This window comes from Providencia sp. M-27 (genome assembly GCF_011077905.1).
Lineage (GTDB): Bacteria > Pseudomonadota > Gammaproteobacteria > Enterobacterales > Enterobacteriaceae > Providencia > Providencia huaxiensis.
Map to the genome: position 1 here is coordinate 142,896 of NZ_JAALBT010000001.1, position 26,558 is coordinate 169,453.

30 protein-coding genes are annotated in these 26,558 nt (G+C 42.1%); 12 read left to right on the forward strand and 18 right to left on the reverse strand.

Features of this window, described 5'->3' with window-relative positions; genetic code table 11:
- The first annotated feature begins 128 nt into the window (after positions 1–128).
- The 3 genes from G6Q48_RS00690 to G6Q48_RS00700 are packed head-to-tail and all read left to right on the forward strand — an operon-like array spanning position 129 to position 2,931.
- A complete protein-coding gene (locus tag G6Q48_RS00690; protein WP_102138207.1) occupies positions 129–2,069 on the forward strand; it encodes a DEAD/DEAH family ATP-dependent RNA helicase in 1,941 nt (646 codons plus the stop codon).
- A 33-nt stretch (positions 2,070–2,102) separates the two neighbouring features.
- On the forward strand, positions 2,103–2,612 hold the full coding sequence (locus G6Q48_RS00695) for a type II toxin-antitoxin system RelE/ParE family toxin (RefSeq protein ID WP_311136305.1): 510 nt from the start codon (positions 2,103–2,105) through the stop codon (positions 2,610–2,612).
- Positions 2,602–2,931 carry a helix-turn-helix domain-containing protein gene (locus tag G6Q48_RS00700; protein WP_102138206.1) on the forward strand — a complete coding sequence of 110 codons (330 nt, stop codon included), beginning with the start codon at positions 2,602–2,604 and terminating at the stop codon, positions 2,929–2,931. The genes G6Q48_RS00695 and G6Q48_RS00700 overlap by 11 nt, the downstream gene beginning before the upstream one ends.
- Positions 2,932–2,935: 4 nt before the next feature.
- Here G6Q48_RS00700 and btsR read toward each other — a convergent pair whose 3' ends face one another.
- Positions 2,936–3,652: a two-component system response regulator BtsR gene (gene btsR, locus G6Q48_RS00705; protein ID WP_102138205.1), complete on the reverse strand. Its 717-nt coding sequence runs from the start codon at positions 3,650–3,652 to the stop codon at positions 2,936–2,938.
- Positions 3,653–3,671: 19 nt separating this feature from the next.
- Positions 3,672–5,357: a sensor histidine kinase gene (locus G6Q48_RS00710; protein ID WP_166264492.1), complete on the reverse strand. Its 1,686-nt coding sequence runs from the start codon at positions 5,355–5,357 to the stop codon at positions 3,672–3,674.
- A 633-nt stretch (positions 5,358–5,990) separates the two neighbouring features.
- Between G6Q48_RS00710 and G6Q48_RS00715 the strand changes: the two genes are divergently transcribed.
- The 5 genes from G6Q48_RS00715 to G6Q48_RS00735 all read left to right on the forward strand — a co-directional run bounded on the left by G6Q48_RS00715 (position 5,991) and on the right by G6Q48_RS00735 (position 9,989).
- Positions 5,991–6,962, forward strand: coding sequence for an HlyD family secretion protein (locus G6Q48_RS00715; protein WP_166264008.1), 972 nt, complete (start codon positions 5,991–5,993; stop codon positions 6,960–6,962).
- An 11-nt stretch (positions 6,963–6,973) separates the two neighbouring features.
- The gene (locus tag G6Q48_RS00720; RefSeq protein ID WP_102138202.1) at positions 6,974–8,119 is read left to right on the forward strand and encodes an ABC transporter permease; all 1,146 of its coding nucleotides are present in this window, start codon (positions 6,974–6,976) and stop codon (positions 8,117–8,119) included.
- Positions 8,119–9,273, forward strand: a complete 1,155-nt coding sequence (locus tag G6Q48_RS00725) for an ABC transporter permease (RefSeq protein ID WP_166264010.1) — start codon at positions 8,119–8,121, stop codon at positions 9,271–9,273. The genes G6Q48_RS00720 and G6Q48_RS00725 overlap by 1 nt, the downstream gene beginning before the upstream one ends.
- Before the next feature lie 130 nt (positions 9,274–9,403).
- Entirely contained in the window at positions 9,404–9,691 is a 288-nt protein-coding gene (locus G6Q48_RS00730; RefSeq protein WP_004905876.1) for a type II toxin-antitoxin system RelB/DinJ family antitoxin, read from the forward strand.
- On the forward strand, positions 9,672–9,989 hold the full coding sequence (locus G6Q48_RS00735; protein ID WP_004905874.1) for a type II toxin-antitoxin system YafQ family toxin: 318 nt from the start codon (positions 9,672–9,674) through the stop codon (positions 9,987–9,989). The genes G6Q48_RS00730 and G6Q48_RS00735 overlap by 20 nt, the downstream gene beginning before the upstream one ends.
- A 39-nt stretch (positions 9,990–10,028) precedes the next feature.
- On the opposite strand, the gene G6Q48_RS00740 is transcribed toward G6Q48_RS00735, so the two are convergent.
- Together G6Q48_RS00740 and ubiU are read right to left on the reverse strand one after the other, a co-directional pair.
- Complete coding sequence (locus G6Q48_RS00740; RefSeq protein WP_102138199.1) at positions 10,029–10,904, reverse strand: U32 family peptidase; 876 nt, start codon at positions 10,902–10,904, stop codon at positions 10,029–10,031.
- A 17-nt stretch (positions 10,905–10,921) separates the two neighbouring features.
- On the reverse strand, positions 10,922–11,917 hold the full coding sequence (ubiU, locus tag G6Q48_RS00745; RefSeq protein WP_166264012.1) for a ubiquinone anaerobic biosynthesis protein UbiU: 996 nt from the start codon (positions 11,915–11,917) through the stop codon (positions 10,922–10,924).
- Positions 11,918–12,430: 513 nt separating this feature from the next.
- Here ubiU and ubiT point away from each other — a divergent pair.
- Together ubiT and G6Q48_RS00755 are read left to right on the forward strand one after the other, a co-directional pair.
- Positions 12,431–12,955, forward strand: coding sequence for a ubiquinone anaerobic biosynthesis accessory factor UbiT (gene ubiT / locus G6Q48_RS00750; protein ID WP_102138197.1), 525 nt, complete (start codon positions 12,431–12,433; stop codon positions 12,953–12,955).
- Positions 12,949–13,452: a GNAT family N-acetyltransferase gene (locus G6Q48_RS00755; protein WP_102138196.1), complete on the forward strand. Its 504-nt coding sequence runs from the start codon at positions 12,949–12,951 to the stop codon at positions 13,450–13,452. The genes ubiT and G6Q48_RS00755 overlap by 7 nt, the downstream gene beginning before the upstream one ends.
- On the opposite strand, the gene G6Q48_RS00760 is transcribed toward G6Q48_RS00755, so the two are convergent.
- Positions 13,425–13,763 carry a GIY-YIG nuclease family protein gene (locus G6Q48_RS00760; RefSeq protein WP_102138195.1) on the reverse strand — a complete coding sequence of 113 codons (339 nt, stop codon included), beginning with the start codon at positions 13,761–13,763 and terminating at the stop codon, positions 13,425–13,427. The genes G6Q48_RS00755 and G6Q48_RS00760 overlap by 28 nt on opposite strands.
- Positions 13,764–14,032: 269 nt before the next feature.
- Here G6Q48_RS00760 and bhsA point away from each other — a divergent pair, with 269 nt between their 5' ends.
- Together bhsA and G6Q48_RS00770 are read left to right on the forward strand one after the other, a co-directional pair.
- Positions 14,033–14,284, forward strand: a complete 252-nt coding sequence (gene bhsA / locus G6Q48_RS00765) for a multiple stress resistance protein BhsA (protein ID WP_102138194.1) — start codon at positions 14,033–14,035, stop codon at positions 14,282–14,284.
- A 319-nt stretch (positions 14,285–14,603) separates the two neighbouring features.
- Positions 14,604–15,041, forward strand: coding sequence for a YhbP family protein (locus tag G6Q48_RS00770; protein ID WP_102138262.1), 438 nt, complete (start codon positions 14,604–14,606; stop codon positions 15,039–15,041).
- Here G6Q48_RS00770 and nrdG read toward each other — a convergent pair.
- From nrdG to phnR, 13 genes are all read right to left on the reverse strand, one after another.
- The gene (nrdG, locus tag G6Q48_RS00775; protein ID WP_166264014.1) at positions 15,038–15,502 is read right to left on the reverse strand and encodes an anaerobic ribonucleoside-triphosphate reductase-activating protein; all 465 of its coding nucleotides are present in this window, start codon (positions 15,500–15,502) and stop codon (positions 15,038–15,040) included. The two genes, G6Q48_RS00770 and nrdG, sit on opposite strands and share 4 nt — an antisense overlap.
- Positions 15,503–15,506: 4 nt before the next feature.
- A complete protein-coding gene (gene nrdD, locus G6Q48_RS00780; RefSeq protein WP_166264016.1) occupies positions 15,507–17,645 on the reverse strand; it encodes an anaerobic ribonucleoside-triphosphate reductase in 2,139 nt (712 codons plus the stop codon).
- Positions 17,646–18,045: 400 nt separating this feature from the next.
- The gene (gene ridA / locus G6Q48_RS00785; RefSeq protein WP_166264018.1) at positions 18,046–18,432 is read right to left on the reverse strand and encodes a 2-iminobutanoate/2-iminopropanoate deaminase; all 387 of its coding nucleotides are present in this window, start codon (positions 18,430–18,432) and stop codon (positions 18,046–18,048) included.
- Positions 18,433–18,594: 162 nt separating this feature from the next.
- Positions 18,595–19,059, reverse strand: coding sequence for an aspartate carbamoyltransferase regulatory subunit (pyrI, locus tag G6Q48_RS00790; RefSeq protein WP_102138191.1), 465 nt, complete (start codon positions 19,057–19,059; stop codon positions 18,595–18,597).
- Between the two features lie 13 nt (positions 19,060–19,072).
- A complete protein-coding gene (gene pyrB, locus G6Q48_RS00795) occupies positions 19,073–20,008 on the reverse strand; it encodes an aspartate carbamoyltransferase (RefSeq protein ID WP_166264020.1) in 936 nt (311 codons plus the stop codon).
- Between the two features lie 34 nt (positions 20,009–20,042).
- A complete protein-coding gene (locus G6Q48_RS22400) occupies positions 20,043–20,174 on the reverse strand; it encodes a hypothetical protein (RefSeq protein ID WP_256372920.1) in 132 nt (43 codons plus the stop codon).
- A 192-nt stretch (positions 20,175–20,366) separates the two neighbouring features.
- The gene (locus tag G6Q48_RS00805) at positions 20,367–20,882 is read right to left on the reverse strand and encodes a hypothetical protein (protein WP_166264022.1); all 516 of its coding nucleotides are present in this window, start codon (positions 20,880–20,882) and stop codon (positions 20,367–20,369) included.
- 110 nt (positions 20,883–20,992) lie between these two features.
- On the reverse strand, positions 20,993–21,496 hold the full coding sequence (locus tag G6Q48_RS00810; protein WP_102138187.1) for a fimbrial protein: 504 nt from the start codon (positions 21,494–21,496) through the stop codon (positions 20,993–20,995).
- A gap of 403 nt (positions 21,497–21,899) precedes the next feature.
- Complete coding sequence (phnV, locus tag G6Q48_RS00815) at positions 21,900–22,697, reverse strand: 2-aminoethylphosphonate ABC transport system, membrane component PhnV (RefSeq protein ID WP_102138186.1); 798 nt, start codon at positions 22,695–22,697, stop codon at positions 21,900–21,902.
- Positions 22,698–22,699: 2 nt separating this feature from the next.
- Entirely contained in the window at positions 22,700–23,560 is an 861-nt protein-coding gene (gene phnU, locus G6Q48_RS00820) for a 2-aminoethylphosphonate ABC transporter permease subunit (RefSeq protein WP_102138185.1), read from the reverse strand.
- Between the two features lies 1 nt (position 23,561).
- On the reverse strand, positions 23,562–24,671 hold the full coding sequence (phnT, locus tag G6Q48_RS00825) for a 2-aminoethylphosphonate ABC transport system ATP-binding subunit PhnT (protein WP_166264024.1): 1,110 nt from the start codon (positions 24,669–24,671) through the stop codon (positions 23,562–23,564).
- 6 nt (positions 24,672–24,677) lie between these two features.
- Positions 24,678–25,691: a 2-aminoethylphosphonate ABC transporter substrate-binding protein gene (locus G6Q48_RS00830; RefSeq protein ID WP_166264026.1), complete on the reverse strand. Its 1,014-nt coding sequence runs from the start codon at positions 25,689–25,691 to the stop codon at positions 24,678–24,680.
- A 126-nt stretch (positions 25,692–25,817) separates the two neighbouring features.
- Positions 25,818–26,537 carry a phosphonate utilization transcriptional regulator PhnR gene (phnR, locus tag G6Q48_RS00835; RefSeq protein ID WP_166264028.1) on the reverse strand — a complete coding sequence of 240 codons (720 nt, stop codon included), beginning with the start codon at positions 26,535–26,537 and terminating at the stop codon, positions 25,818–25,820.
- Positions 26,538–26,558 lie beyond the last annotated feature (21 nt).

Consider the following 26,558-nt stretch of genomic DNA (forward strand, 5'->3'; position numbering starts at 1 on the left):
GGGGTGACGGCCTATTTGTTCGTTTAATAAACACAATTTGAGCCAGTTCACATTTTAAATGAAAATGACCGAAATGATTTTCCCATGGTTATGTAAACTGGCTGCCATTAAGTATGAGGCACCTTTACATGACTACTGAGACCGATATTTCTTTTGCTGAGTTAGGTTTATCAGCATCTATTTTGACAGCACTGAATGACCTGGGATATGAAAAACCATCTCCAATCCAGCAACAATGTATTCCATTGTTAATGGATGGCAATGATGTTTTAGGTATGGCACAAACGGGTAGCGGCAAAACGGCTGCATTTAGTTTGCCATTACTGCATAACATCGACCCAGATTTAAAAGCTCCGCAAATTTTAGTACTTGCTCCAACTCGTGAGTTGGCTGTTCAAGTGGCGGAAGCAATGAGCGATTTCTCTAAACATATGAACCGCGTTAACGTTGTTGCCCTGTATGGTGGTCAACGTTATGACGTACAATTACGTGCACTGCGCCAAGGACCACAAATTGTTGTGGGTACACCGGGTCGCCTTCTTGATCACTTAAAACGTGGCACGTTAGATCTTTCTAAATTAAAAGGCTTAGTCTTAGACGAAGCTGATGAAATGCTGCGTATGGGCTTCATTGAAGATGTTGAAAACATCATGAGCCAAATTCCAGCTGAGCACCAAACTGCGCTGTTCTCTGCAACAATGCCTGAGCCAATTCGTCGTATTACACGTCGTTTTATGAAAGACCCGAAAGAAATTCGTATTCAGGCTAGCATTACCACTCGTCCAGACATTGCTCAGAGCTATTGGACAGTGTATGGCATGCGTAAAAATGAAGCATTAGTACGTTTCTTAGAAGCGGAAGACTTCGATGCAGCGATTATTTTCGTGCGTACCAAAAATGCGACATTAGAAGTGGCTGAAGCGTTAGAACGCAATGGCTACAACAGTGCTGCACTTAATGGTGACATGAACCAAGCACTGCGTGAGCAAACTTTAGAGCGCTTAAAAGATGGTCGTTTAGATATCTTGATCGCAACTGACGTTGCAGCACGTGGTCTGGACGTTGAGCGTATTAGTTTAGTTGTTAACTATGACATCCCAATGGATGCTGAGTCTTACGTTCACCGTATTGGTCGTACAGGTCGTGCAGGCCGTGCAGGTCGTGCGTTACTGTTCGTTGAGAACCGTGAACGTCGTCTGCTGCGTAATGTTGAACGCACGATGAAACTGACTATCCCTGAAGTTGAATTACCAGATGCAGATCTGTTGAGCCAACGTCGTCAGGCGAAATTTGCTGAGAAAATTCAACAGCAATTAGAAAGCAGCGATTTAGACCAATATCGTTCACTGTTAGCGAAAATGTCTCCATCAGAAGATGTCGACATGGAAACATTGGCAGCGGCATTATTAAAAATGGCTCAAGGTGAGCGTGCACTGATCCTGCCACCTGATGCGCCACGTCGTCCACGTCGTGAATTTAATGACCGTGATGACCGTCGTGGTGGTGATCGTCGTGACCGTAACAGCAACGGCAATGGTTTTGACCGTGCTGAGCGCGGTGAGCGTGGCGGTCGTCGTGAGCGTCGTGATGTGGGTGACATGGAAATGTACCGTATTGAAGTTGGCCGTGATGATGGTGTGGAAGTTCGTCACATTGTTGGGGCGATTGCTAACGAAGCGGATATCAGCAGCCGTTATATCGGTAATATCAAATTGTACGGAACTCACTCGACAATTGAATTACCAAAAGGCATGCCAACTGACGTGTTAACACATTTAAGTCGCGCACGTATTTTGAATAAACCTACTCAAATGCAGCTGATCGGTGATGCACAACCGTTCGAACGTCGCGGTGGCGGTGAGCGTCGTGGTGGTCCACGTCGTGAAGGCGGTAGCGAAGGTGGTTTCGGGGCAGGTCGTCGTAATGACCGTGGTGGTGAGCGCGGTGGCGAACGTCGTGGCGGTGGTGAGCGCCGTGGCGGTGGTAACCGTGACCGTGGTAACTCTGCTCCACGCCAAGATGGCACCAATGCGGCACCTCGTCGTCGTAGCAGCAGCCATAACGCGTAATTGCTAGGTTTTAGGGAATTTAATTCCTAATAAATGAAAACCCGTATTTCTTGGAAATGCGGGTTTTTTTGTTGCCTTAAAAATGAACGATACAGATTGCCTTCAAAAATAGCACTTGCTACTATAGTAATGAGTACTACATGGAGAGTAGTTGTGGCGTTCTATAAAATTTCATCATTTAAGCGAAGCACTAAAAAAATCAATATAAAAGATAAACAGTTACTTAAGGCTGCAAATGAAGTTTTACAGGGGTTTTATGAGGCAGACTTAGGGAGCGGTGTAATTAAAAAAAGGATCGCGATTAATGGGAAAGGGAAAAGTGGTGGGATCAGAGTTATTATCTTCTTTAAAGCAAGCCACCATCTCTTTTTTGCTGATGGGTGGGATAAAAGTAATATAAGTTCCAAAGGAGCAAAGGAAATTGCAGAAGATGAGTTAGATGCATATAAGGGCCTATCTCGACTTTTTCTTAGCTATACGGATGATAAAATTGCTGATTTAGTTTTGTGTAATATTTTGGAGGAACTTACTGATGAGCAATAAATTAGAAAACATGCTTGAGCTAGCTAAAGAATTACATAATGTTGATGCGGCACCAGAAAGTTTAGTTAATGATTTAGAAAGGAAAGTTAGAGCTCGAAATATAAATAAAAAAATAAAAGTTATACCTATGATGAGTGGTGCACAAATAAAGCAACTCCGTGCTCAATATGGAATGTCGCAAGCAACATTAGCTTTAGTTTTAGGTATGTCTAAGGAAAGCGTTTCTAAGTGGGAAAGAGAAGAAAAAAAACCCAGCGGCCCAGCTCTTCGCATGTTACATCTTATAGAGCAACGAGGGCCTGAGATTTTAATTATTTAGTAATTCAAACCAAGCCCAGTGCCTCTTTCAGTGGTTTGAGGTAACGACGGCTGACAGGTATATGTTCACCGGAACTAAGTACTAACTCTGCTTGCCCACTATCACCAAACAGAATTTCATTCAGCTGAGTCATATTGACCAAATATTGGCGATGGCAGCGCACTAATGGTGTGCGCATTTCTAATGTGCGCAAGGTGAGCTCAGTAAAGCCTTCTTGCCCTTGTGTGCTCATCACATACACACCACTCATACGCGAAGTGGCATATAGCACCTCATCAAGCTTCATTAAGTAAATGCGGCTGTGCCCTGTGCATGGAATAAATTTTAGCGGTTCGTTATTGGCTAGAAGTTCAAGGTTCTGCTTTTGCTTACCTTGACGTAAGCGATTCAAGGTTTTTTCCAGTCGCTCCGTTTCAAGCGGTTTTAACAAGTAATCAAATGCATGTTCTTCAAAAGCCTGAATGGCAAATTCATTAAAAGCGGTAAGAAACACAATATAGGGGCGGTCTTCTGGGTCTAACATGCGCACCATTTCAAGGCCTGTTAAGCGTGGCATTTGAATATCCAGAAAAACCACATCAGGCTTTTTTTTGTGGATCATTCCAATTGCTTCAATCGCATTGGCGCATTCACCAATAATTTCAATATCATCGTGCTCTTCGAGTAGGCAACGCACGTTTTCACGTGCCAGAGGTTCGTCATCAACAATCAATACATTCATAGAGGTAATTTTATCATTATTATGTTGTAGCCAAATAAGGCAGGCGAATTTTCATTCGAGTGAATTTTTCCGGCTCATGTTCTACACTGATACCATATTGTTCGCCATATTTTAAACGTAAGCGTTTATCGACTAAGCCCATCCCTAAGCCATCACTTTGCTTCGCTGGTTGGTAGAGCCCCGCGTTATCTTCTATTTCAATATAGACGTGCTTGCTACCGATATAACTGCGTATTGTAATATATCCAGTCTCTAATAACTGTGAGGTACCGTGTTTAATTGCATTTTCAACAAGGGGTTGCAAGGTAAATGCAGGAAGTTCAACCTGTTTGACTTCATCAGGGATCTCAATATGAATTTGTAAGTTTTCTTGAAAACGGGCTTTTTCTATCTGCAAATAGGCGTTGATATGTTCAATTTCTTCACCAAGCGTGGCATTTTGTTCAGGCCGTTTTAAATTATTGCGAAAAAATGTCGAAATATACTGCACAAGCTGGCCTGCTTGCTGGCTATCTTTGCGGATCACAGCTTGCAGCGTGTTGAGCACATTGAACAAAAAGTGAGGGTTCACTTGCGCATGAAGTAACTTCACTTCTGACTGTAAAAGTGATTGTTTATTGCGCTCATATTGGCCCGCTAAAATTTGTGCAGAAAATAAGCTAGCGATCCCTTCACCTAGGGTCCGGTTTATGGAACTAAACAGGCTATTTTTCGCTTCATACAGTTTTATTGTGCCAATGACCTTTTCGTTTTCCCCACGTAATGGGATCACTAATGCAGAACCAAGCTTGCAGGTAGGGCTTAATGAACATTTATACGGGGTTTCATTACCGTCAGCATATACAACTTCATTATTTTCAATGGCTTGTCTTGATTGAATGGATGAGATCGGTGTTCCGGGCCGATGGTGATCAGCACCAATACCAATAAATGCGAGTATTTTTTCACGATCAGTAATAGCAACGGCACCAATTTCTAATTCTTGATAAATAATCTTAGCGACTTTCATACTGTTGTCAGCATTGAAGCCTTTACGCAGAATTCCTTCAGTAGTTAAGGCGATTTTTAGCGCCTGAGCAGAGAATGCAGTGGTGTATTTTTCAACAATAGCGCGGCGGTCGAGTAAAATACGAATAAACATGGCTGCGCCAATCGTGTTCGCGATAACCATCGGTGCCGCGATATTTTTAACGAGTTCGAGGGCTTCATCGAAAGGTTTTGCTAACAACAAAATAATTAGCATCTGTATGATTTCAGCAATAAAAGTGACACAGCTGGCGATCACAGGGTTAAAAATTTTATTAATTTCGCCACGTTTCATAAAGTGACGATGAACTAGCCCACCAATCAACCCTTCAACAATCGTTGAGACCATACAGGCAAAGGCGCTCATGCCACCCAATGAGTAACGATGTAATCCGCCAGTAAAACCGACGGCAAAGCCTACCGCAGGGCCACCTAATAAGCCACCAAGTACGGCACCAATGGCGCGAGTATTCGCAATAGAATCATTGATATGCAAACCAAAATAAGTACCGATAATGCAAAATACTGAAAAAATTAGGTAGCACATTACCTTGTGAGGTAAGCGGATGGTAACTTTAAGTAAGGGGATAACCAGCGGGGTGCGACTGAGGACCCATGCGATCACTAAGTAGACGCACATTTGCTGGAGGAGGAGTAATATTAAGTCAAATTCGTACATGCTCGTCATATTTCACATTCTGGGGGTGTTGACTGCGTTCAGCTCCTTGGGTCACATACTTGTGTATGCTCCCCAAGCTATCTTCTCTTGTCGCCTACCCACAATGCGAACTATTTAGAGCATGGCTCGTCACATTTCACATTCTGGGAGGGACTGCGTTCAGCTCCTTGGGTCACATACTTGTGTATGCTCACCAAGCTATCTTCTCTGGTCGCCTACCCACAATGCGAACTCTTTAGAGCATGGCTCGTCACATTTCACATACTGGGGGGACTGCGTCCAGCTCCTTGGGTCACATACTTGTGTATGCTCACCAAGCTATCTTCTCTTGTCGTTTTCTATCTCACCGAATTACTTTTTAGCGCTGAATTGGGGGAGGGTTATTCACGTTAACTATCTTTTATTAGTTTTTATTTGGCTGGCTATTATACCGTAAGCCATTGGTTAAGTAATCGACATTTGAGAAAAGTACGTTCATCATTATTTGACATAAGGCCAAAATCGTTTCAATATTAATCAATGTCCTACCTTTTCGTGATCTTGCGCACGAATTTATTAACACTGTATTTAACTTTCTTGTCATACTCTAGGGATGATAGTTTCCCCCGTTATTATTTAAGGTTCACATCAATAATGAAAAAAAGAACAATAGCACTGATTTTGCTGATGCTTATCTTAATCGCAGCAGCGGCACTTTTTCATTCTCATAACCAATATTTATTGTTGCAGGGGGAAGTGGATGCACCTGAAGTCATCGTCACGTCGAAAGCAAAAGGGCGGGTGATTGAGCGTCATATTGAGCGAGGTGATGACGTAAAACAAGGGCAACTCTTATTAACATTAGAAAGCCCTGAGCTGCAAGCGCAATATGAAGCATCAAAAGCCGCAAGAGACCAAGCAAAAGCACAGCTAGAGCTCTCTATTAATGGTACTCGCGAAGAAACTATTCGTGATCTTCAGGCCACCTTGGCGCAATCCAACTCCCAGTATCAAAATGCATCTCGTGAATATGCACGTTTGAGTAATTTAAAAAACAAAGGGTATGTTTCAGCGAATGAGTTAGATAACGCACGTAAGGCCAAAGAAGTGGCATTTTCGCAAGTACAAGGGGCAAAAGCCCGATTAGAAGAAGGCCAGAATGGTGACCGTATTGAATTACGCCATCAATATGAAGCCGCACTTAATCAGGCAGAACAGAAATTGGCTGAATTGCAAGTACAGGTTGATGATTTGCAAGTTAAAGCCCCTGTAGATGGGGAGGTAGGACCTATCCCAGCAGAAATTGGTGAGCTATTTAATGCCGGAAGTCCTCTAGTTTCATTAATACGTCTACCGCAAGCTTATTTTGTCTATAACTTGCGTGAAGATATTTTAGTTGATGTAAAAAAAGGCGACAAAGTGCAGCTGGATGTACCTGCCTTGGGGAACAAGTTGGTTGAAGCTGAGGTTCGCTATATTGCACCGAAAGGTGACTATGCGACAAAACGAGCGACACGTGCAACCGGTGACTTCGATTTAAAAACATTTGAAATTCGCTTATATCCTGTAGAGCCGATTGAAGGGCTAAGGCCTGGCATGAGTGTGTTATGGCACTGGGATAAGTAAAAGGTGTTGCCATGAAATTTAAGTTCGCTTGGCACGGTTTTGAGCACGCCTTTAGCCGTGAAACCCAAATGGCTATTCGTAGCCCTGTTTTTCATTGGTTAAGTTGGCTGTTTCCATTAATGCTGTTTACGTTAGTTAGTGCTAACTTCTCAGAGGGGACATTAATGGATTTGCCCGTTTCTGTGGTGGATAATAACCATAGCCCGGTGTCTCGGCAGATTATTCGTGACCTCGACGCGGGCCCACATGCGGATGTGAAAACCATTGATGATAATCTCAGTACATCATTAAAACGACTCGGTAGTTCAAAAGATTACGCGTTATTGTATATTCCTCATAACTTTGAAGAAGATGTCTTACGGGGTCGTCAGCCTGAACTTCGTATGTATTATAATGCACTCTTTTATGCATCAGGCAGTTATGCCATTCAAGATTTTAGTGGGCTGGTGGCAGAGCTGAATGCGAAGTATCGCCAAGAAATGGCGAAGTCAATGGGAAAGGCATTGCCACCGTTAGCTCAAGTGACACTCTCTTATGACAGCTTATTCAACCCGAGTGGTAGTTATATTTATTATCAACAATTTGCCGCAACTATTCATATGCTGCAGCTGTTTGTTGTTACCGCAACAATCTATACGATGTCACGGGGTTCCACCTTACAAAGTGTTAAACCGTTTATCATGGCGCTGCTCGGGAAGCTAGCTCCTTACACCTTATTTTTCAGTATATTACTTGCTGTAGAGATTGCGGCATTGGTCACTATCTTTGATGCTAAAGTGGTAGGGAACCCGTTATATATGATTGTATTAGGGTTTTTCTATGTGATAGCAGCACAAAGTATCGGCTTATTACTGTTTAGTTTTACCTCAAGTGCCATCATGGCATATAGCTTGATAGGGATGTTGGTGAGTATCGCTTTGGCCTTTTCGGGTATGGCGGTACCGGAGCTATCAATGATATTGCCTGCGCAAATTATTTCGAATATTGAACCACTTACTCATACATTAAATGCTATGTTTGATATTTTCTTGCGGGAGATTTCCTTTTCTCGCATCGTTCAAGTGTGTCTATTCTTATTGATTTACCCCTTTGTGATTGGCTTTTTAATCCGTAAGCGATTAATAAAACGGTTAGAAAACCAAGGGGGGGCTGTCTGATGTCCATCTATTTTGCAACCTTTCGTAAAGTGCTGCTGGGGATGCTGGAAAAACCGATGTGGTTGTTATTGTTGGTTTCTCTGTGTGTTATGAGCTTAGTTTATGCAAAGCCTGTTCTTTGGGATTTACCTGTTGCCGTGATTGATATGGACCACAGCACGGCAAGCCGTGAGCTAATTCGTGATCTCGATGCAACACCAAAAGTGCAATTGCAGAGTTATGACAACCTTGCTCAAGCGCGGCAGGATATGATTGCGAGAAAGCTATTTGCGATAATTATTATTCCAACGGATTTTCAACAACACTTACTGAGCGGTAAAAATATCACTGTGCCAGTGTATGGTGATGGAACCAACCGGCTAGCGAGTGGGCAAATTCAGCAAGAGTTATCAACAGCCTATCAAACACTGCTCAATGCCTATAACACCCAGTTACTCACTAAAGCAGGCTATAGCCAAGAGCAAGCCAAAGTGATTATTACCCCTATTCGCAGTGAAACTGAGCCATTGTATAACCCAGGGATCAGCTTTGCAGCGATCGTGTTTCCTGGCCTTTTGGTGATGTTATTGCAGCACTCCCTGCTGATTGCCTGTGTGCGAGTTAGTATCGCGGTGCGTTCTACACCTAAAGGAAAACCGCCATTAGCCGTTTATTTAGGGGCGTTATCTGCTTTAATTCCGATTTGGTTATTTTTATCTACCGTATTTTTTGCCCTTTGGCCGTGGGTATTGGGGTATCGGCAAGAAGCGCCACTGTACGTGATTTGGATGTTCACGTTCCCATTCCTATTGGCTGTTCTGGGGCTTGGCAAGTTAGTGACAGAATGTTTGCGCAGCGTTGAAATGATTTATTTAACTTTGGCATTCATTACGACCCCTGTGTTTTACATGTCAGGAACGATTTGGCCACTGCAAGCGATGCCTGATTGGGTACGTATGATTGCTTCAGCATTGCCATCAACATGGGCCACGAATGCCATGGCAGGTCTTAATCAAATGGGACTACCGTTTAGCGATGTCCTGATGGATATCGTGATGATGCTGATTTTAGGGGTTATTTATACGGTCATTGGGGTATTCATCGGTATGCTCCGAGATGGCGAACTACGTCATATTAGCCATATGTTTAACCGTTGGCGCAGGCATCGGCATTAATATTTAATCGTGTTTATTGTCTATTAGAAAAGGCGGCCTAAAGAAATAATGACTAATTAATCGACAAATGCTAAACTCAACCACAATGTAGTCACAATGTAGCTACGTTTGATATGTGTGGAGGGATGATATGTCAACACTATTGAAAACAACAGATGTTCGTAGTCGAATTGATGAACAATTAAAAGCGGAAGCCACGAGTGTATTACAAGATTGTGGTTTGACTATTAGCGCAGCTATTCGTTTGTTTTTAGAGCAAGTAGTTCAAGAGCAAAGAGTTCCCTTTGAAATCAAACGTAAGCAACCTTCGCTGAAAACTACACTAGCGTTGAAAGAAGCTAAAGCTATTGAGCAGCACTACGATTCAATTAACGAAATGATGGTGGAGTTAAGCAAAGTTGACTCAGAAGCCAAGTAATAAGCGAGCTAAGCAACCAAGGCAGGTTGCTTATACACCAACGTTTAAGAAGTCATGGGAACGATATAACCGAGCGGGCCGTAGGGATATGAATGCGGCTGTTCTCGTTATGGAAATACTGTTTTCTCAAAAAATAATACCAAAAGAATATCTTGACCATGAATTAGAAGGTCATGAATGGCAAGGAGCTAGGGAGCTTCATATTGGTGGTGATTTCTTACTGGTTTATCGCTTGTCAGATAAAGGTAATTTAATCACTTTCGTTGATATTGGTTCGCACAGTGAATTATTTGGTTAAGGTAATGAGCTATAGTTCGAGCTCATTACCTATTGTATATCAAGGCACTAGCAACAACCCTGCAATTTGCCGCCAATAGCCATTGCAGTTTTGATTGGCGATATTTAGCGGAATATCCCCACTTTCATTGGCTTTAAACTGCTTGATTATCTCAAGGGATCCAATACCTTCAGGTGAAATGCGCACAATATCCACAAGCTCATGCATTGAATGCAGGTCATTGCCAAGGTTATAGCAAGCGCCACTGAGCGTTTGAATGCCATTCAACGTAAACACTTGCTGTTGCTCCTGGGAGAGCACTTTGCGCCCTTGGGGGTAATTAATACAACAAGTTTCACACTCGTCTTTTTGCTTATTTTCAGAGCGTGCAGTAAAACAGCGCGCGGAATAGGCAAGTGGCAAGTGCCCATAGCTCATGACCTCAACATCAAATTTGCCACGAATGCCGATATCATCACACTGGTTAAGTAAATTGACTAACCAATCTCGAGAAAGCTCTACAGGCATACACCAGCGCACCATGCCTTGGCGTAAGAGAATATTTAAGGTTTGCGCGTTGTAGCAATTCAAACCGTGGCCCGCGACAAAAGGCAGGTTTCTTTCGGCTAACATGTTGATCACACCAAAATCATGGGCTTCAACGAGAAACTCACCATTATCAACTAACTTGCTGATCTCTTTAAGTTCTGAAGGTGCTTGAAGGAGAGCAAGGGTGCTCAGGACAATTTGTTTGCCACTTTTAGCGAGCTGCTGGGCGAGTTCTATCCAGTCATTGGGCTTCATTTCTCGACGCTTACTGCACACCGTCTCACCGAGATAAATAATATCGGCATCACTTTGCATGGCGTGTTGATAAAAATCTTCCAGCGTCTGTTTTGGCCAATAATAAAGAACAGATCCTAACGAGTACTGCATGATATTTACCTTTTAAATTACTGCCATTTACGGTGATAGGCGCCTAATGTAGTTTGGCTTCCTTCAGAAAGCCCACCTAATGCTTTTAGCCATTTCGGGTCGGTGACAAAGTGATTAGGGTTGGATTTGTAGCGGTCGATGGCTTGTCGCCAAATACGGGTCACTTCCGTTACGTAAGCGGGGCTACGCTGGCGGCCTTCAATTTTGACAGAAGCAATTTTCGCTGCCATCAACTCAGGTAATAATTCAATAGTATTGAGGCTGGTGGGCTCTTCCAGGACATGGTATTTCTGTTCATCGACAAGATAACGTCCTTTACATAGCGTTGGATAGCCTGCATTTTCATCTTTTTGGTAACGGTCTATCAACACATTATTTAAGCGAGATTCCATTCCTTCTTCTGTTTGTTGCCAGCGAACAAAACGTGCTGGGGAACATGCACCTACGGTATTTGGTGACTCACCAGTAAGATAAGAAGAAAGGTAGCAACGTCCTTCTGCCATAATGCACAGGCTACCAAAGGCGAATACCTCAAGTGGTACAGGGCTATTTCTAGCCAGTTGTTTGACTTGATGAATAGATAAAACGCGAGGAAGTACGACGCGATGCACATCGAAATTGCGTTGATAAAAGCGAATGGCTTCTGTATTGGTGGCAGAGGCTTGAACTGAAACATGTCTTTCAATATGCGGGTATTTATTTGCAGCGTACTCTAACATTGCGATATCGGCTAAGATCAACGCATCGGCACCGAGATCTGCTGCAAGATCGACGGAGTTTTGCCAACGTTCGTAACCATTAGGATGCGCAAACGTATTAATCGCAATATGTAATTTACGTTTACGGTTATGAATATAGCGCTCTGCTTCGTGCAGTTTTTTTTCCGTAAAATTAAGCCCTGCGAAATGGCGCGCATTGGTATCATTCTTTAATCCAATATAAACGGCATCAGCACCGTTATCGACAGCCGCTTTTAAAGCGGGCAAATTCCCTGCGGGGCAGAGTAATTCCATTGTCCTATCCCTGTATAAAATTTAACAGCTGACATTCTAGTCAACAGAACTGTTATAGATTTTGATTTAGAGCAGAGAAATTGTTAATGGATATCAGTATTCGTTAATTAAGGTCGTTAAGGAAATAAGGAGGCTGGTGGGTAATAAAGAGACTTCACCAAATGTCAGAGAATAAGTTTTATAAATATGGAGTATGAATTATTTTTGACTGATTTTTGAATGTTTATTGGAGAAAATAGGTAATTAGAGATAGTTTTTATCAAAGGGATGTGAGAAATAAATATTGGCTGGATGGGCAAAAGTTGATATAGGATCAAACCAATAATATCATTTTTTGGCAAGATAACTCATCATGAGTCAAATGTTAGGTTAATGACTTCAAAAAATGGAGTTATTAGCGTTGAAAATTTAACCATCTAAATATGCAATATGTTACCCTAAATAATTCGAGCTGCTACTGTTGTTAAGTAGTTACACGAAAACGGGCAGACAATTACTACGGGAGTCAGTACTGTGTTAAGTAAAATTCGTTCTCAACTCATCACAAAAGGCCCTTCATTTTTAAAACTGCCTTTGAAAGTGACCCCATTCGCACTGCAGCGTCAGGTCCTTGAACAGTTGTTAAGCTGGCAATTTCGTGAGTCAGTGAAGGAAGGGGAGCTGGATTTTCTTGAAGACAAATGGCTAAAAGTTGAGGTTCGTGACTTAGCGTTAGTCTGGTTTATCAGTTTGCAGGGTGGCCAACTCTCCGTAAAACAGCATGCAGAAGCGGATGTTAGCGTGAGTGGTAATGCGAATGATCTGGTACTGATTGCTGCACGTAAAGAAGACCCTGACACACTCTTTTTCCAGCGTAGGCTGGTGATTGAAGGGGATACCGAACTCGGCCTCTATGTGAAGAATTTAATGGATGCTTTCGAGCTTGAAAACATGCCAGCTCCACTGCGTTTTGCTTTGCTACAATTGGCCGATGTGATTAAAACCGTGCATGAAAGCGAGGACGCAGAGCATAAATCGCCTGTGTTAACATCATGCTAATCCGAGTTGAAATCCCTGTCGACGCAATGGGTATTGATAAATTATTGCGAGAAACCTTTCCAACTGAAGCGGAAGCTAACCTTGTTCAACATTTACGTGAAGATGGTTTGCTAACGCTCGGTGTTGTGGCAACAAATGATGATGGTGAAGTGATCGGCTATGTTGGCTTCACGCCAGTGGACGTTAATGAGGAAGACGTACAATGGGTAGGTCTTGCACCATTAGCGGTAAATAAAGCGCATCAAGGCCAAAGAATTGCAGAAAAACTGGTCTATGAAGGGTTAGATAGCCTCAATGAGTTTGGTTACGGTGCGGTCGTTGTACTGGGCGATGAACGCTACTATTCACGTTTCGGTTTTGAACCAGCTGCAACCCACGGTATAAGTTGCCAATGGCCTGAACAACAAGCCCACTTTTTGGTTTGTGGCTTAGAAAATGGCGAGATTGGGGAACATCAAGGTTTAGTGACTTACCCTTCACACTTCAATAACTTATAGTTAGCTAAGTAGTTAACTAGGTCATCAGGCTGGTCAATGACCAGCCTTTCTTTTGTCTTTTTATTCAGTTGCTTAACTTGATATTCTATTTTTGACGCGGCTGAGCGAGAACCAATAAAACAAGAAAATACCAGTTCTAGTGGCATTTTTCCTTTCAATGCTTTTGCCCCTGTTCCTGCCTTATGTTGTTCAAAACGACGTTGTACATCGGTGGTGATACCACAATACAAAGCGTTATTTTTCTCTCTTACTAAGTAAAGATACCAATCACTTTGTTTTAATTGTTTTTTTTCTAGAGTTTTTTTTATCATTCTGTGCTGATTTATAAGAAGAAAATATAAGGTTACAACGAATATATTCGTTAAGTAAGATATTTATAACATATTAAAATTTAAATAAAAAATGATATGAAACTGTCACAAATTTGTAACCTCAACCTAAGTTGGTATTCAAAATATTTGAATAACTATAGCAAAATTAGCTAATTCTCTTTTCAAAATAAAGCGCATAATATGATCCATATCACAGAGGGACAGTAAAAATCCCAACTAAAAATCAAGTTTACAAGAAGGAATGTACAATGAAAAAATCAACATTATTTGCTGCTGCTTTAGCTTTAGGTGCTGTTTCATTTGGTTCAATGGCCGCTGAAGAAGTTCAACATACTAGTCAACCTGCAACAGGTTATGTATCAGTAACTGGTGCGGTAAGTGTTAATGACCTGACCGCACAATTGGCCAAAAAAGCTGATGAAGCTGGTGCGACTTCATTCCGTGTGATTTCAGCTGGCGGTGAGAATAGCATGAGTGGTACTGCGGCTATCTACAAATAAATTTATTCGTCATATTTACTCGTCATACTTCGAGCCGTAGCGTTGTTGGCCGCGTTCATTCGCACTAGTCACATACTTATGTATGCTCCTAGCGCCTCGTTCACTTGCCGCCTAGCTACAACTCGAATTATTTAGAGTAAAGGCTTGGGTGAGGTAGTGTAAAAACCCAAGTTAATTAGAGTGATAAAACTAATTAGAACCATTTTTTAATTAGTTAGGCTATAGTAATAGCGAATTTTATGCCTACGTTCAGAACAGTTTAAGCAAGCTTAGGGGTAACCCGAAAGCTTGTTCTGAACGGGTTTATATGGAAACCGCTATGACGCCTGAACAAACGTTAAAACACATCCAACGCTATATTGCCCGCCAACACGTTTTTTCCCTTTTTGCTCACCATAACAATGATATCTGGCCTGCTAGTTGTTACTATGCATTTGATGCGAAAAAGATGTGCCTGATTTTAATGACAGATCCAAATTCAAAACATGGGCAATTGATGGTGGCTAACCCACAGGTTGCTGGCACAATATCGGCACAGACCAAAGCTGTGAATGCAATACAAGGTATTCAATTTACAGGTGAAATTAAAATATTAGAAAGTGAGGAAGCACAGCTCTCTCGCGGTTTCTACTGCCGTCGTTTCCCTGTGGCAATAGCAGCGAAACTGCCTGTTTGGCAGCTTCACTTGCAGAATGTCAAAATGGTAGATAATAAATTAGGTTTTGGTACCAAACTATATTGGGAACGGCAAATTTAACGCAGTCTGTGGATCACCTGATTCGAGCTACCGCGCCAAATTAAGCGCGGGTCATGTAAATCTTGCTCGAATTTGCCGTCAATCACGGTATTGACAAAACTCACCACTTTTTGCTGTTCAAGCGTGAAATCACCCAATGTGTATCCTGTCCATAACCAGATGTCCTTATCTGGGCAAACTGCTTTTACGCGCTTTACCAACTTGAGCACCGCAGGTAAATTGGCTGGGTGCAGCGGGTCTCCGCCTGAAAGGGAAAGCCCTTGCCGATGGATTCGCGTATCCTGCAAATCTTGGATAATCTGGTCTTCCATTTCTTGGGTGAATGGTATGCCTGAATCCACTCGCCATGTACTTTGGTTGTAGCAACCACGGCATTGATGAACACAGCCTGCGACAAACAGCGTACAGCGAGTTCCTGGGCCATTGACCACATCAACAGGATAATATTGGTGATAATTCATAGCATTAACCTATTTGGCCGTTACCTAAGTGCTTGATACGACGCTTCACTTCTTCCTGTTTTCCTGCATTGAATGGTCTGGCATCTGGGCTACCTAAATAACCGCAAACTCGACGAATGACAGAAACTCTATTTGTGTCATGATTGCCGCAAGCAGGGCAGGTAAAACCTTTGCTGGTGCAGGAAAATTCACCGGAGAAACCGCATTCATAACACTCATCAATGGGGGTGTTAGTCCCATAATAAGGCACATGTTGATAGCTGTAGTCCCACACATCTTCTAAGGCTCTAACATTATGTTGTAAGTTTGGATATTCGCCATAACAGATAAAACCGCCATTCGCGAGTGCAGGGTAAGGCGCTTCAAAATCAATTTTATCGTAAGGATTCACCTGTTTTTCAACATCTAAGTGGAAGCTGTTTGTGTAGTAGCCTTTGTCGGTAACACCTTGTATCACCCCAAATTCAGCGGTATCGAGACGGCAGAAGCGGTCACATAGGTTTTCACTTGGTGTGCTGTATAAACTGAAACCGTAGCCTGTTTGGGCTTTCCATTCATCAGTAGCTTGGCGTAAGCGGTTGACAATCTCGACCGCTTTTTCACGTAATTTTTCATCATCATACACATGAGTCTGTGTGCCAAAAAGTGCATTGATGGTTTCATGCAACCCAATGTAACCTAAAGAAATAGATGCACGACCATTTTTGAAGATCTCAGCGACGTTATCATCCGCTTTTAAGCGAACTCCACAAGCGCCTTCCATATATAAAATTGGCGCAACACGTGCTTTTACGGTTTCTAAACGGGCAATGCGGGTCATTAAGGCTTTTTTGGCAATTGCTAGACGTTCATCCAGTAATGCCCAAAATGCATCTTCATTACCTTGCGCTTCGATAGCAATGCGAGGCAAGTTTAGGCTGATAACGCCTAAATTGTTGCGCCCATCATGAATTTGTTGCCCATTTTCTTCATAGACGCCAAGGAAGCTGCGGCAACCCATAGGTGTTTTAAATGACCCAGTCACATCAACAACGCGATCGTAGTTAAGAATATCAGGGTACATGCGCTTACTCGCACACTCTAAAGCGAGTTGTTTGATGTCGTAATTAGGGTCACCTAATTTGTGGTTTAGGCCATCATTAATTGCAAATACGAGTTTCGGGAAAACGGCTGTTTTGCGGTTTTTGCCAAGGCCGGCAATGCGATTTTTCAGAATTGATTGCTGAATGAGCCTCGCTTCTTTAGACGTTCCAAGGCCAAAACCGAAGGTCACAAAAGGGGTTTGGCCATTTGCGGTGTGAAGTGTATTGACTTCATACTCTAAGGATTGAAAAGCATCATAACACTCTTTATCTGTACGGTTGTGTGCATAACCTTCCGCATCTGCAATTCCCCACTCTTTGGCGACTTTTAGGTGCTTTTCATAGCTGATTGCGACATATGGTGCTAAAATTTCGTCAATACGGTTAATTGTCGTACCGCCATATATATGGCTAGCAACTTGGGCGATAATTTGTGCTGTGACGGCAGTGGCCGTTGAAATAGACTTTGGTGGCTCTATTTCTGCATTTCCCATTTTAAAGCCATTCGTTAACATACCTTCAAGGTCAATTAACATACAGTTAAACATCGGGAAAAAAGGTGCATAGTCGAGGTCATGATAGTGAATTTCGCCTCGTTCGTGTGCAATAACGACATCTCTCGGCAAAATATGTTGTTTTGCATAGTGTTTAGCGACAATACCCGCGAGTAAATCGCGCTGTGTCGGGATCACTTTACTGTCTTTATTGGCATTTTCATTGAGTAAAGAGACGTTACTTTGTTCGATTAACCCACGAATGTCATGCGTCAATTGGCTGCGTTTTTCACGTTCGCTGTCTCTATCGTGGCGATATTCAATGTAAGCACGGGCTAAGTCTTTATAAGGCCCGGCCATCAGCTGGTTTTCAACTGCATCTTGAATGTCAGCGATATCCACTCGGTCACGGCTGCAAAGTTGCTCTGTAACAGCAGAAGCAACCTGAAGACAATAATCGTCATCCTTAACATTCACAGCAGCCGCTGCACGTTTAACGGCTTCTTGAATTCGTGGAAGGTCAAAACCGACCTGACAACCATCTCTTTTTATAACAACCGTTCCCACGGGCATTCTCCTTGTTAAGTTATCCACAATGCGACTTCAGCTATTCGCCATGTTTATCACGGGTACTAATCTGTGGATAAAATGTGAATAAATACTATATGTTGTGTCATCTTGTGTAATTAAAGCACAATATATGGGATTTTGCTTTTTTTTAGATCACCACTATTTGATTTAAAACAAGGAAAAAAATAATTTGTATGAATATCAAAAGCGCAGAGGAAATAAATCTTTTCAGTTGCTAGTATTCATATCAGTGATCTAAATAAAAAAGAGATGTGATTTTCTTTATTCGCAAAGCATGAAAATGACTACTGTGACGGGGAATTTATTCTGTATCGGAGGTAGACAGTAATGAAAGACACCCCACTCAAAGGATGGGGTGTTTGGCTCGAATTAATCGTTATTTACGTACTGCGATTGCTTCGATTTCAATTTTCACGTCTTTTGGCAGGCGAGCAACTTCAACGCAAGAACGAGCTGGGAACGGTGCATTATGCTGTTTGAAAAATTCTTCGTAGGTTGCATTCACGGTCGAAAAGTCATTTAAATCTTTTACAAATACCGTTGTTTTCACGATATTAGCCGCACTTAAGCCAGCTTTTTCTAAAATTGCTTTTACGTTAGCCAGTGATTGGCGAGTTTGTGCTGCGATATCTTCAGGCACTTCACCGGTTTTAGGATCAACAGGGATTTGCCCTGATGTGATAACCATACTACCCAAATCTACGCCTTGAACGTAAGGACCGATCGCTGCTGGTGCGTTTTCTGTATTGATTTCGTATGACATAACTACTCCGTTTCATCACGTAAAGAGAAAATACTCGTCATATGGCAAGCCACAGCGGTTTCTGTAGTTTGGTATGATGTTGAGTATAACTTTATGGGGTGTTAGGCACTATTATAAACATGGATTGCACCTAGACAACACCGCAGTCTACGCAAAAATAACTTACTGGTTATTGATCACAGCGTCTCTATCGAACTCTTTTTCACAGAATTTACACGTGAGTGCGACTTCTTTGCCGATTTTTTTCACACGGAAACTGCTTGATACGGGCTCATTATGGCTAATACAGTTGCTATTTGGGCAAATTAACACGTTGTCGATATAGTGAGGCAGTGTGAGTTCAAGCTTTTCTACCACTTGGTAATCTTCAATACGATTAACGGTGGCTTCAGGGGCATACATAGCTAATTGGTTAGCTTGCTCTGGGGTTAAAAAGGTATTTTCAATTTTGATAATGTCTTTTTTGCCTAGATTGCTTGATGGCAAATTTAAGCCAATCGTGATGCGTTCGTCTGTTTTTGTTAGCTTAAACAATTTTAGTAACTTGAAACCAATTTGAGCAGGAATGTGGTCAATAACGGTACCGTGGCTGATTGCTTCAACTTGTAATTTATGGTCGTGTGTCATGGTAATTTCCTCCTCAGATAGCCAATTCTTTATTTAAAACCAGAGATAACAATGCCTGCCTTGCATAAATCCCATTTCCTGCTTGCTGGAAATAGTAAGCATATGGCGTGCTATCCACATCTACCGCGATTTCATCAACTCGAGGCAGTGGGTGTAAGACTTTTAAATTCGGTTTTGCACAATGCAGATCAGCGGCACTTAAAATAAATTGCGCTTTAACATTCGCGTATTCAGAAGGGTCGAGACGCTCTTTTTGTACGCGGGTCATATACAGAATGTCGAGCTCTGGCATCACTTCATCAATATTATTATGCAGGCTGTAGGTTGCGCCTTTTTCTTCTAAGATGTGCAGAATATGGTTTGGCATTGAAAGCGCTTCAGGAGCAATAAAGTAGAAGTGATTACCTTCAAATTTAGACAGTGCTTGGGTTAAGGAATGCACAGTTCGGCCATATTTTAGGTCGCCGACCATGGCAATTTGCAGGTTTTCTAAACGGCCTTGAGTTTCTTGGATAGTAAACAAGTCGAGTAACGTTTGTGTTGGATGTTGGTTTGATCCATCGCCTGCATTAATGACAGGGATTTGGCCTGCAAACTGGCTAGCAAGGCGCGCGGCACCTTCTTGGGGGTGGCGCATGACAATTGCATCCACGTATTGGCTGATGACAGAGATGGTATCTGCCAGAGTTTCGCCTTTCTTGCCGAGTGAAGTGTTGGTGCTATCAGAGAAACCAACAACAGAAGCACCTAAACGGTGGATTGCCGTTTCGAATGACAAACGTGTACGTGTAGAGGCTTCAAAGAAACAACTTGCGATGACTTTATGTTTTAGAAACTCAGGTTGTGGCTGTTTTTTTAATGAAGCAGCGACGTTAAGTACCAACTCAAGGTCTGAACGGTCTAAATCATTAATCGAGATGATATCGCGGTGGTATAAAGGGTTCGGCATTGTTGTTCTCCTGTGTCAGCAAGACATATTAGGTCTATAGGCCAAAAAAAAGCCCCTCATTGAGGGGCTTTTTTATAAATAAGAAGGGGAAAAACAGGCTGTCCAGACCGCCAGAAGGCAGTGCAGTGGAGGTGTTCTCTGTAAGAAATAGAGCAGCAGCGTTCATAGTTTCTCCCGGCAAATTGTGGCGCATTATACGCATCTCGCTCCATGACGCAAGCGTTTGCATAAAGAAAAATACATTTTTTTTATTTTTGCATTTACGTTTCTATTGTGTACAAAAACTAGACGATGAGATAAAAGTGGAAAAATCAACAAGATGACGGAAAATTGAGCGATAGTAGAAACCAGCCAGTATCTATGGGTAATCTACCGCTAAGTTTCCAGCAATATTAAACGAGTGTTCGCCATAATCTCCAATCCCATTTGGCGCAACTCTGACTAAGACTGCATCGACATAGTAATTTTTTTGATTCTGAGTCATGGTAATGGCAACGCTTTCATTAGGGAAAATAGGCTCCCCTTGCCAGCTTAATTTAACGCCGAATGCATTACTGGAAGTTTGGAATAAATTACTCGAATAAGGCGTTGATGGCGCATTAAAGGATAGTTGTGCTTTGGCGTTCATATTGCAATCAATATTGAGCTCAATTTTATGCGGTGCGATTTCTTGACCTATATTTCCATTTCTCCCAACGGACAATGCACGGTAGCTCGATATTGTATTACTCGACATTTGACATATTGCGGTTGTTGCTGAAAAGGAGCCACTAATATGAATAGGCATATTTTGTGTCGCCGCTTGAGAAATAGAAACCGTGCCGAATAATAATACGAAGGGTAATAATGCTTTTAAAGGGGGGACATAATTCATAGTATTTCTCAAATGATAAATCATGCTTTATCTATTTTTATATTATTAAACCATTATTGTGTGGCTGAGGAATAATCTTGCTCAGCCACGAATATCTTTTTTTCTATCTGTTACTGGTAAGTAATCGCTAAGTTACCAGTAATATCAAAGGTGTGATTACCAAAGTCATTAGGGCCATTTGCGGATAAACGAGCAACACTGGTATAGAAGTAAATAGTATTTCCGCCTTTAACTACTTTAATATCATCAGATTGACCAGGTTTAATTTCGGTGCTGTTATATTTTAATTTCACACCAAATGCATCACTTGAGGTTTTAAATGCTTCAGGTGAATTTGGCGCATTGTTGGCGACGAAAGTGAGCTTCGCATCTGCAGGGAATTCGCATGAAAAACTTAAATAACCCGAGTTACGGTATGCGGTTTCATCACCCACTTTTTCTAATGTATTGATAGCACCAAAATTTGTTGTATTTTCAAGCTTGGTATCATTACAAGGCTGGGTCACGTTTGAGAACGTCCCTTTGATATTGATTGGCATATTTTGAACGGCGGATAGAGCAGGTAAAGACACACACAGTAAGAGTGCTAAACCACTTTTTTTTAGCAAATGCATAATAAAAATCCTTTTATTGATTTTGAGAAGTTTTATATTCTAATAAATATATTAATTCTATTAAATAGATGGAGATTAAATAACTATTTAATCTTGCTTTTGAATTTCAATTTGAGTTAAAACTCTTTTTTTAAACCGTGGCGGTTTATCATATTTAAGCGTTTGGGGGTAAATACGTAGCTAATATATTTTATTTAATAGTTATATATTTTAATAGCTATGTTTTTTTACTTAAGTAATCTGCGTGTTTTTTTATGATTGGTTTCTAATTTAATTTTAAGAATATAGTTTGTTAATTTTAAATTAAATAATAGTGTTGATGTAAGTGTATTATCGTTAATAAACTTTAGAGTTATGAGAAAATAGATAAAAACCCATGATGGGTTTTTATCTGGCTTGGTATTTATTTTTGCCCTAATTTTATTGCTATTTTTTCGAGTTTAAACATTAGGAATAATGTTACTGAAACTAACACAATCGTCAGTGCCGAACCATCTGCAATATTGCCTCTATCAGTCAAACTGAAAATAGATACGGGTAAAGTGGCCCAACCGGGGGGATATAACATCATTGTGGCACCAAGTTCCCCTAAGGACAGTGATAGGCTTAATGCTAATGCTGAAATCATCCATGGCATCAATAGTGGTAAGGTCACATGGCAGAGGCGATACCAAGGGGAAGCGCCTAAGCTAAAAGCAACATTTTCAATATCGGGAGAAATACGCGCTAAGCCAGTGGAAACATTGCTAAACGTAAAGGCAGAAATCAACACGAAATGAGCACTAAATACAATCCAAAAGGTACCATTCATCTGTAAATAGCCTTGGCTGAATGCCACAAGGATCCCAAGCCCGATAGAAACAGAAGGAATGGCGCTGGGGAGATAAAATGCGATACTCAGCCACTTTTGTATTTTCCCGCTGTGTCTTCTTAATGCTAACGCAGCCCAAAGCCCACAAAACAACGCAAATAGACTGGCGCTAAAACCAACCACTAGGCTCGATAATATGGCATCCCAAGCAGGCCCACTAAACGCGTTCACAAAATGTTCAAAAGTAAACCCTGAAGGCAAAATACCATTCCATTGTCGGCTGAAACTCGACATTAAAATCATCACTAAAGGCAGTAAAAATAATAAACCAAATAAGCTGATAGCAATGATAGTAGCTGTGGCTCGCCCTTTTTTAGACCAAATCAACATAATTAATTCCTTACCCCAAGGCGAGTGGTCGCTATTCTGTATAGGAAAAATAACCCGAGTGAAAGCAGGATGTTAATTAAGGCAATCATGCATGCCACCGCATAATCTGACTCTAATATCGCTTTACTGTAGACCATCATCGGCAAGGTATTGACGCCTTTCGCCCCGATAAATAGCACGATGCCAAACTCATTGGTGGTTAACAGTAGGCACAGGCTGCCACCAGCTAGTAGAGCGGGAAGTGCCGCAGGGAAAATGACTTTCGCGATAACTCGTGCAGGATGCGCGCCTAGAATACTTGCGGCTTCTAGCTGGCTCTTGTCTATTTGGCGCAGTGCCGCCATGAGAGGACGCATGACCAAAGGGGTAAAAACGGTAATTTCTGCTAGGATCACGCCATGAATTGAATAAAGGAACTCAACGGGTGGCAACTCGAAATCAAACAATGCCATCAAAGTACCATTGAGTAGCCCAGCAGAACCATAAATAAAGGTGAAAGCGAGGGTGATCAAAAAAGTCGGTAGAGCAATAAAAGTATCAATCACTTGAGTAATAAAACGGCTTCCAGGGAAAGGAACAAACACCAAGATCAGCGATAAAACACTCCCTATCACAAGGCAGCCTAACGTGGCCAAAATGGCGATATAGAGCGTATTCCATAACCCATTAATAAAGCGTTTTGACTCAATCAGTTGCCAAAATGCGTCCAGTCCCCATTTTCCCGCCTCATTTTGCAGTGCTTGCTGTGCTATCAACAATAAGGGATAAAAAAACAGCGTAATTAACACCAATAATGGGGGCAATATCCAATAAATGGGCTTTATCGTTATTGATGAACCTTTTGGCACGCTAATATGTGACATGTTATTCCTCAATTAAAACGGTATCCGCAGGTGAAAACCATAAAGTGAGTTTATCGCCTACTGCAGGTGGTGAGGCCAAATGGGTAACGGCAACACTCACTGTTTCCCCGGCAACATCACAAATTAAATGGGTTAAATCCCCCTGCCAGCGAATAGACGTTAATGTGGCTTGTAGCTGATTAGTGGTATTGGTATTTGGCAATAGAGTGAGGTGTTGCGGGCGGATGCACACCCATTTGTGTGTACCCGCTCTCATACCTAATGTATGGGCTTCCAGCAATGTTCCACCACAACTGACATTCACTTTCCCGGGGCTTGTTGAAAAACCAAGTGCGGTAGCGGCTAGAATATTGGCTCGGCCTAAAAACTCAGCCGCAAAGCGGTTGGGCGGGCGGTGATATAAGGCATTTTTCTCACCATGTGCGACTAAATAGCCCTCTTTCATGATGCCAATCTTATCACCAAGTGCGAGTGCTTCAGTTTGGTCATGAGTGACATAAAGGATGGTCAATTCAGGCAGTTCGCGGTGTAAACGGGCGATTTCTTCGACCATATTATGACGAATTTGCGCATCTAGTGCGGAAAGCGGCTTGTCGAGTAACAAAACTCTCGGCCTTACGGCAATCGCTCTAGCAATCGCAACACGCTGTTGCTGCCCCCCAGAAAGTTGGTGTGGATAGCGGGTTGCGTAATCTGTCATTCCAACAATTTTAAGGGCTTCAACGACTCGTTCATTAATCAGTGCTTTGGGTTGTTTTTGTGCTCGCAAGCCAAATGCGACATTCTCTTCCACTTTCATATGGGGAAAGAGTGCGTAGTTTTGCACGACCATACCAAGCCCACGTTGGTACGGGGGAAGGTGGGTGATATCCGTATCACCGAGTAAAATGCGCCCACTATCAGGTTGTGCAAACCCTGCAATAGCACGCAGTACCGTGGTTTTCCCTGAACCTGATGGGCCAATCAACACCAATATTTCCCCAGGTTCGATGGTTAAGTCTAGGGGCTTAAGCACGACATTATTATGATAGGAGACACGCAAAGACTCTAATGTGATCCCTGAGTGTTCGGTTTGCTGCATTACTGTAGTGACTTTTCGTTTCATCAACATCTTAAGTTACTCACCGTCAGTGACTTTTTGCCAACGTGAAATATCATCGGATAGGGAAACTTCAACTTCATCCCAATTAGGTTGCCAAGTTTTCACGCCTTCTAACATCTGAAGAGCCGTATGATATTGTTTATCGGATGGGGTGATATCGGAACGAACAGGCATGCCCCATGAAAGCTCACTGACACGGCTTTGTGATGGTTTATCCAAAAGGAAATTAATCAGTTTTTTACCATTTTCTGTTTCGGGGGCGTTGTTAACTAGGCCGATAACATAGGGTAAAACCAGCGTACTACGCTCCCCGTTGGCATCTTTAGGCCAAAAAATTTGGACATTAGGGTTACGTGCCATTTGGGATAAATTCATTTGCAAGTCGCCATTAGCGACATAAAGCTCCCCTTTATTGACAAGTGCGGTGAGCTTACCGGTGGAAGCTGATGGGCCAACGTTATTAGCCTGCAATTTCCCGAGGTAATCAAACCCTGCGTCTTTACCATTAAAACTGTGGAAAACTTGTAGCATTACTGCGGTACCGTCCCCAGCTTGTCCCGGGGTTGAATATTGCAGTTTATTTTTAAAGCGGGGATCGAGTAAGGCGCTCCAGTTTTCAGGTGGGGATTTAAGCAGTTTGGCATTATAGATAAAAGTCAGGTAGTTATTGACCAACGGTGTGTAATAGTGGTTTGAATTAGGAATATTAGCTGCAGCTTCGGGGGTAAATTCAGCTAATAATTGGTTTTTTGCTGCACGTTGGATAAATGGCGGAACAGTGATGAGTACATCCGCTTGTGGATTGGTACGCTCTTTAGAGAGCCTTTCAACTATCGCCCCTGAACCACTTTCAACATACTGTACTTTGATACCTGTTTGCTTGGTGAATGCCTCAAACTGATTTTTATACCAGCTGTTGTTGCCATCGTGCAGCCCATCAGCGGAGTAAACAGTAACAACATCAGCGGCAAAAACAGAGGTAGAGCAAAAGGCTGCCATTAATAGGCCTGCTAAATAGGTGCGTTTCATGGTTCTCTCCTGTTAAGGTAAAATGTATTCTGGTATATACCAGATGCTTTTTACGCTAACGGGTTTATATGACAAAAAGATGAAATACAGCTAAATAGCTAAAATTATTTTTATAAGCAAAAATGCTTACAAAGTATCGACTTCGATGCGCAAACTATCATGGCGCCAATATTCAACATCATAATCTAAAATTCGCCCATGTTGGTCATAGTTTAAACGCTGCAACAATAGGGCTGGACGACCAACCGTAACGCCCAGTGCTTGCGCAGCTTGAGCCGGCATTGCCGTTGGGTAGAAAGACAAATGCATACTGGTATAAATTAAATTGAAATGAGTTTGGTATACCTCCGTCAGGCTGCCATTGAGGTCATGGCGCAATAGCTCGGGAACGCGAGCAGGTAAGCAATGGTTTTCACAGTAACAAACGGGCCTGTCATCAGCAAAACGTAGGCGGGTGAGTAAATAAATTTGTTCAAATGATTGAAGTTTTAACGGATCCATAGCCTCGAGAGGAACGGTAATAACTTTCCCATCCAATAAAACTGTTTTTGGTTGGCGACCTTGTTCGAGGCAAAGTTTATGGAAATTGGTATTTTGGGTTGGATCCAACCAAAGACGCTCAGGTGTGACAAACCAACCGCGCCGCTCAGAGCGGTAAATTGCCCCACTGGACTCTAACTGTGCCAAACTTTCGCGAATAGTGATGCGTGTGGTATTGAAAATAGCACAAAGTTCGCGTTCTGAAGGGAGTCTATCACCACATTTTAGCTCGCCATTTTGAATCCTTTCCTGTAATTGGGCTTTGATAAGCAGGTATTGTGGGGTTTCATCCGCGGATAATTTCATGGTTATTTCCTATTATTGTTT

Excerpts from the sequence above, each read along its gene's own strand:
- btsR (WP_102138205.1), bottom strand. The coding sequence starts at position 3,652 with ATGAATGTATTGATTGTTGATGACGAACCTCTGGCACGTGAAAACGTG.
- pyrB (WP_166264020.1), bottom strand. The coding sequence starts at position 20,008 with ATGCCGAACCCTTTATACCACCGCGATATCATCTCGATTAATGATTTA.
- pyrI (WP_102138191.1), bottom strand. The coding sequence starts at position 19,059 with ATGACACACGACCATAAATTACAAGTTGAAGCAATCAGCCACGGTACC.
- G6Q48_RS22400 (WP_256372920.1), bottom strand. The coding sequence starts at position 20,174 with ATGAACGCTGCTGCTCTATTTCTTACAGAGAACACCTCCACTGCACTG.
- G6Q48_RS00755 (WP_102138196.1), top strand. The coding sequence starts at position 12,949 with ATGCTAATCCGAGTTGAAATCCCTGTCGACGCAATGGGTATTGATAAA.
- G6Q48_RS00725 (WP_166264010.1), top strand. The coding sequence starts at position 8,119 with ATGTCCATCTATTTTGCAACCTTTCGTAAAGTGCTGCTGGGGATGCTG.
- G6Q48_RS00760 (WP_102138195.1), bottom strand. The coding sequence starts at position 13,763 with ATGATAAAAAAAACTCTAGAAAAAAAACAATTAAAACAAAGTGATTGG.
- G6Q48_RS00720 (WP_102138202.1), top strand. The coding sequence starts at position 6,974 with ATGAAATTTAAGTTCGCTTGGCACGGTTTTGAGCACGCCTTTAGCCGT.
- phnU (WP_102138185.1), bottom strand. The coding sequence starts at position 23,560 with ATGTCACATATTAGCGTGCCAAAAGGTTCATCAATAACGATAAAGCCC.
- G6Q48_RS00700 (WP_102138206.1), top strand. The coding sequence starts at position 2,602 with ATGAGCAATAAATTAGAAAACATGCTTGAGCTAGCTAAAGAATTACAT.
- G6Q48_RS00710 (WP_166264492.1), bottom strand. The coding sequence starts at position 5,357 with ATGTACGAATTTGACTTAATATTACTCCTCCTCCAGCAAATGTGCGTC.
- G6Q48_RS00715 (WP_166264008.1), top strand. The coding sequence starts at position 5,991 with ATGAAAAAAAGAACAATAGCACTGATTTTGCTGATGCTTATCTTAATC.
- G6Q48_RS00810 (WP_102138187.1), bottom strand. The coding sequence starts at position 21,496 with ATGCATTTGCTAAAAAAAAGTGGTTTAGCACTCTTACTGTGTGTGTCT.
- G6Q48_RS00770 (WP_102138262.1), top strand. The coding sequence starts at position 14,604 with ATGACGCCTGAACAAACGTTAAAACACATCCAACGCTATATTGCCCGC.
- G6Q48_RS00830 (WP_166264026.1), bottom strand. The coding sequence starts at position 25,691 with ATGAAACGCACCTATTTAGCAGGCCTATTAATGGCAGCCTTTTGCTCT.
- G6Q48_RS00740 (WP_102138199.1), bottom strand. The coding sequence starts at position 10,904 with ATGCAGTACTCGTTAGGATCTGTTCTTTATTATTGGCCAAAACAGACG.
- G6Q48_RS00695 (WP_311136305.1), top strand. The coding sequence starts at position 2,103 with ATGAAAACCCGTATTTCTTGGAAATGCGGGTTTTTTTGTTGCCTTAAA.
- ridA (WP_166264018.1), bottom strand. The coding sequence starts at position 18,432 with ATGTCATACGAAATCAATACAGAAAACGCACCAGCAGCGATCGGTCCT.
- nrdG (WP_166264014.1), bottom strand. The coding sequence starts at position 15,502 with ATGAATTATCACCAATATTATCCTGTTGATGTGGTCAATGGCCCAGGA.
- bhsA (WP_102138194.1), top strand. The coding sequence starts at position 14,033 with ATGAAAAAATCAACATTATTTGCTGCTGCTTTAGCTTTAGGTGCTGTT.
- G6Q48_RS00690 (WP_102138207.1), top strand. The coding sequence starts at position 129 with ATGACTACTGAGACCGATATTTCTTTTGCTGAGTTAGGTTTATCAGCA.
- G6Q48_RS00805 (WP_166264022.1), bottom strand. The coding sequence starts at position 20,882 with ATGAATTATGTCCCCCCTTTAAAAGCATTATTACCCTTCGTATTATTA.
- phnR (WP_166264028.1), bottom strand. The coding sequence starts at position 26,537 with ATGAAATTATCCGCGGATGAAACCCCACAATACCTGCTTATCAAAGCC.
- phnT (WP_166264024.1), bottom strand. The coding sequence starts at position 24,671 with ATGTTGATGAAACGAAAAGTCACTACAGTAATGCAGCAAACCGAACAC.
- ubiU (WP_166264012.1), bottom strand. The coding sequence starts at position 11,917 with ATGGAATTACTCTGCCCCGCAGGGAATTTGCCCGCTTTAAAAGCGGCT.
- phnV (WP_102138186.1), bottom strand. The coding sequence starts at position 22,697 with ATGTTGATTTGGTCTAAAAAAGGGCGAGCCACAGCTACTATCATTGCT.
- G6Q48_RS00730 (WP_004905876.1), top strand. The coding sequence starts at position 9,404 with ATGTCAACACTATTGAAAACAACAGATGTTCGTAGTCGAATTGATGAA.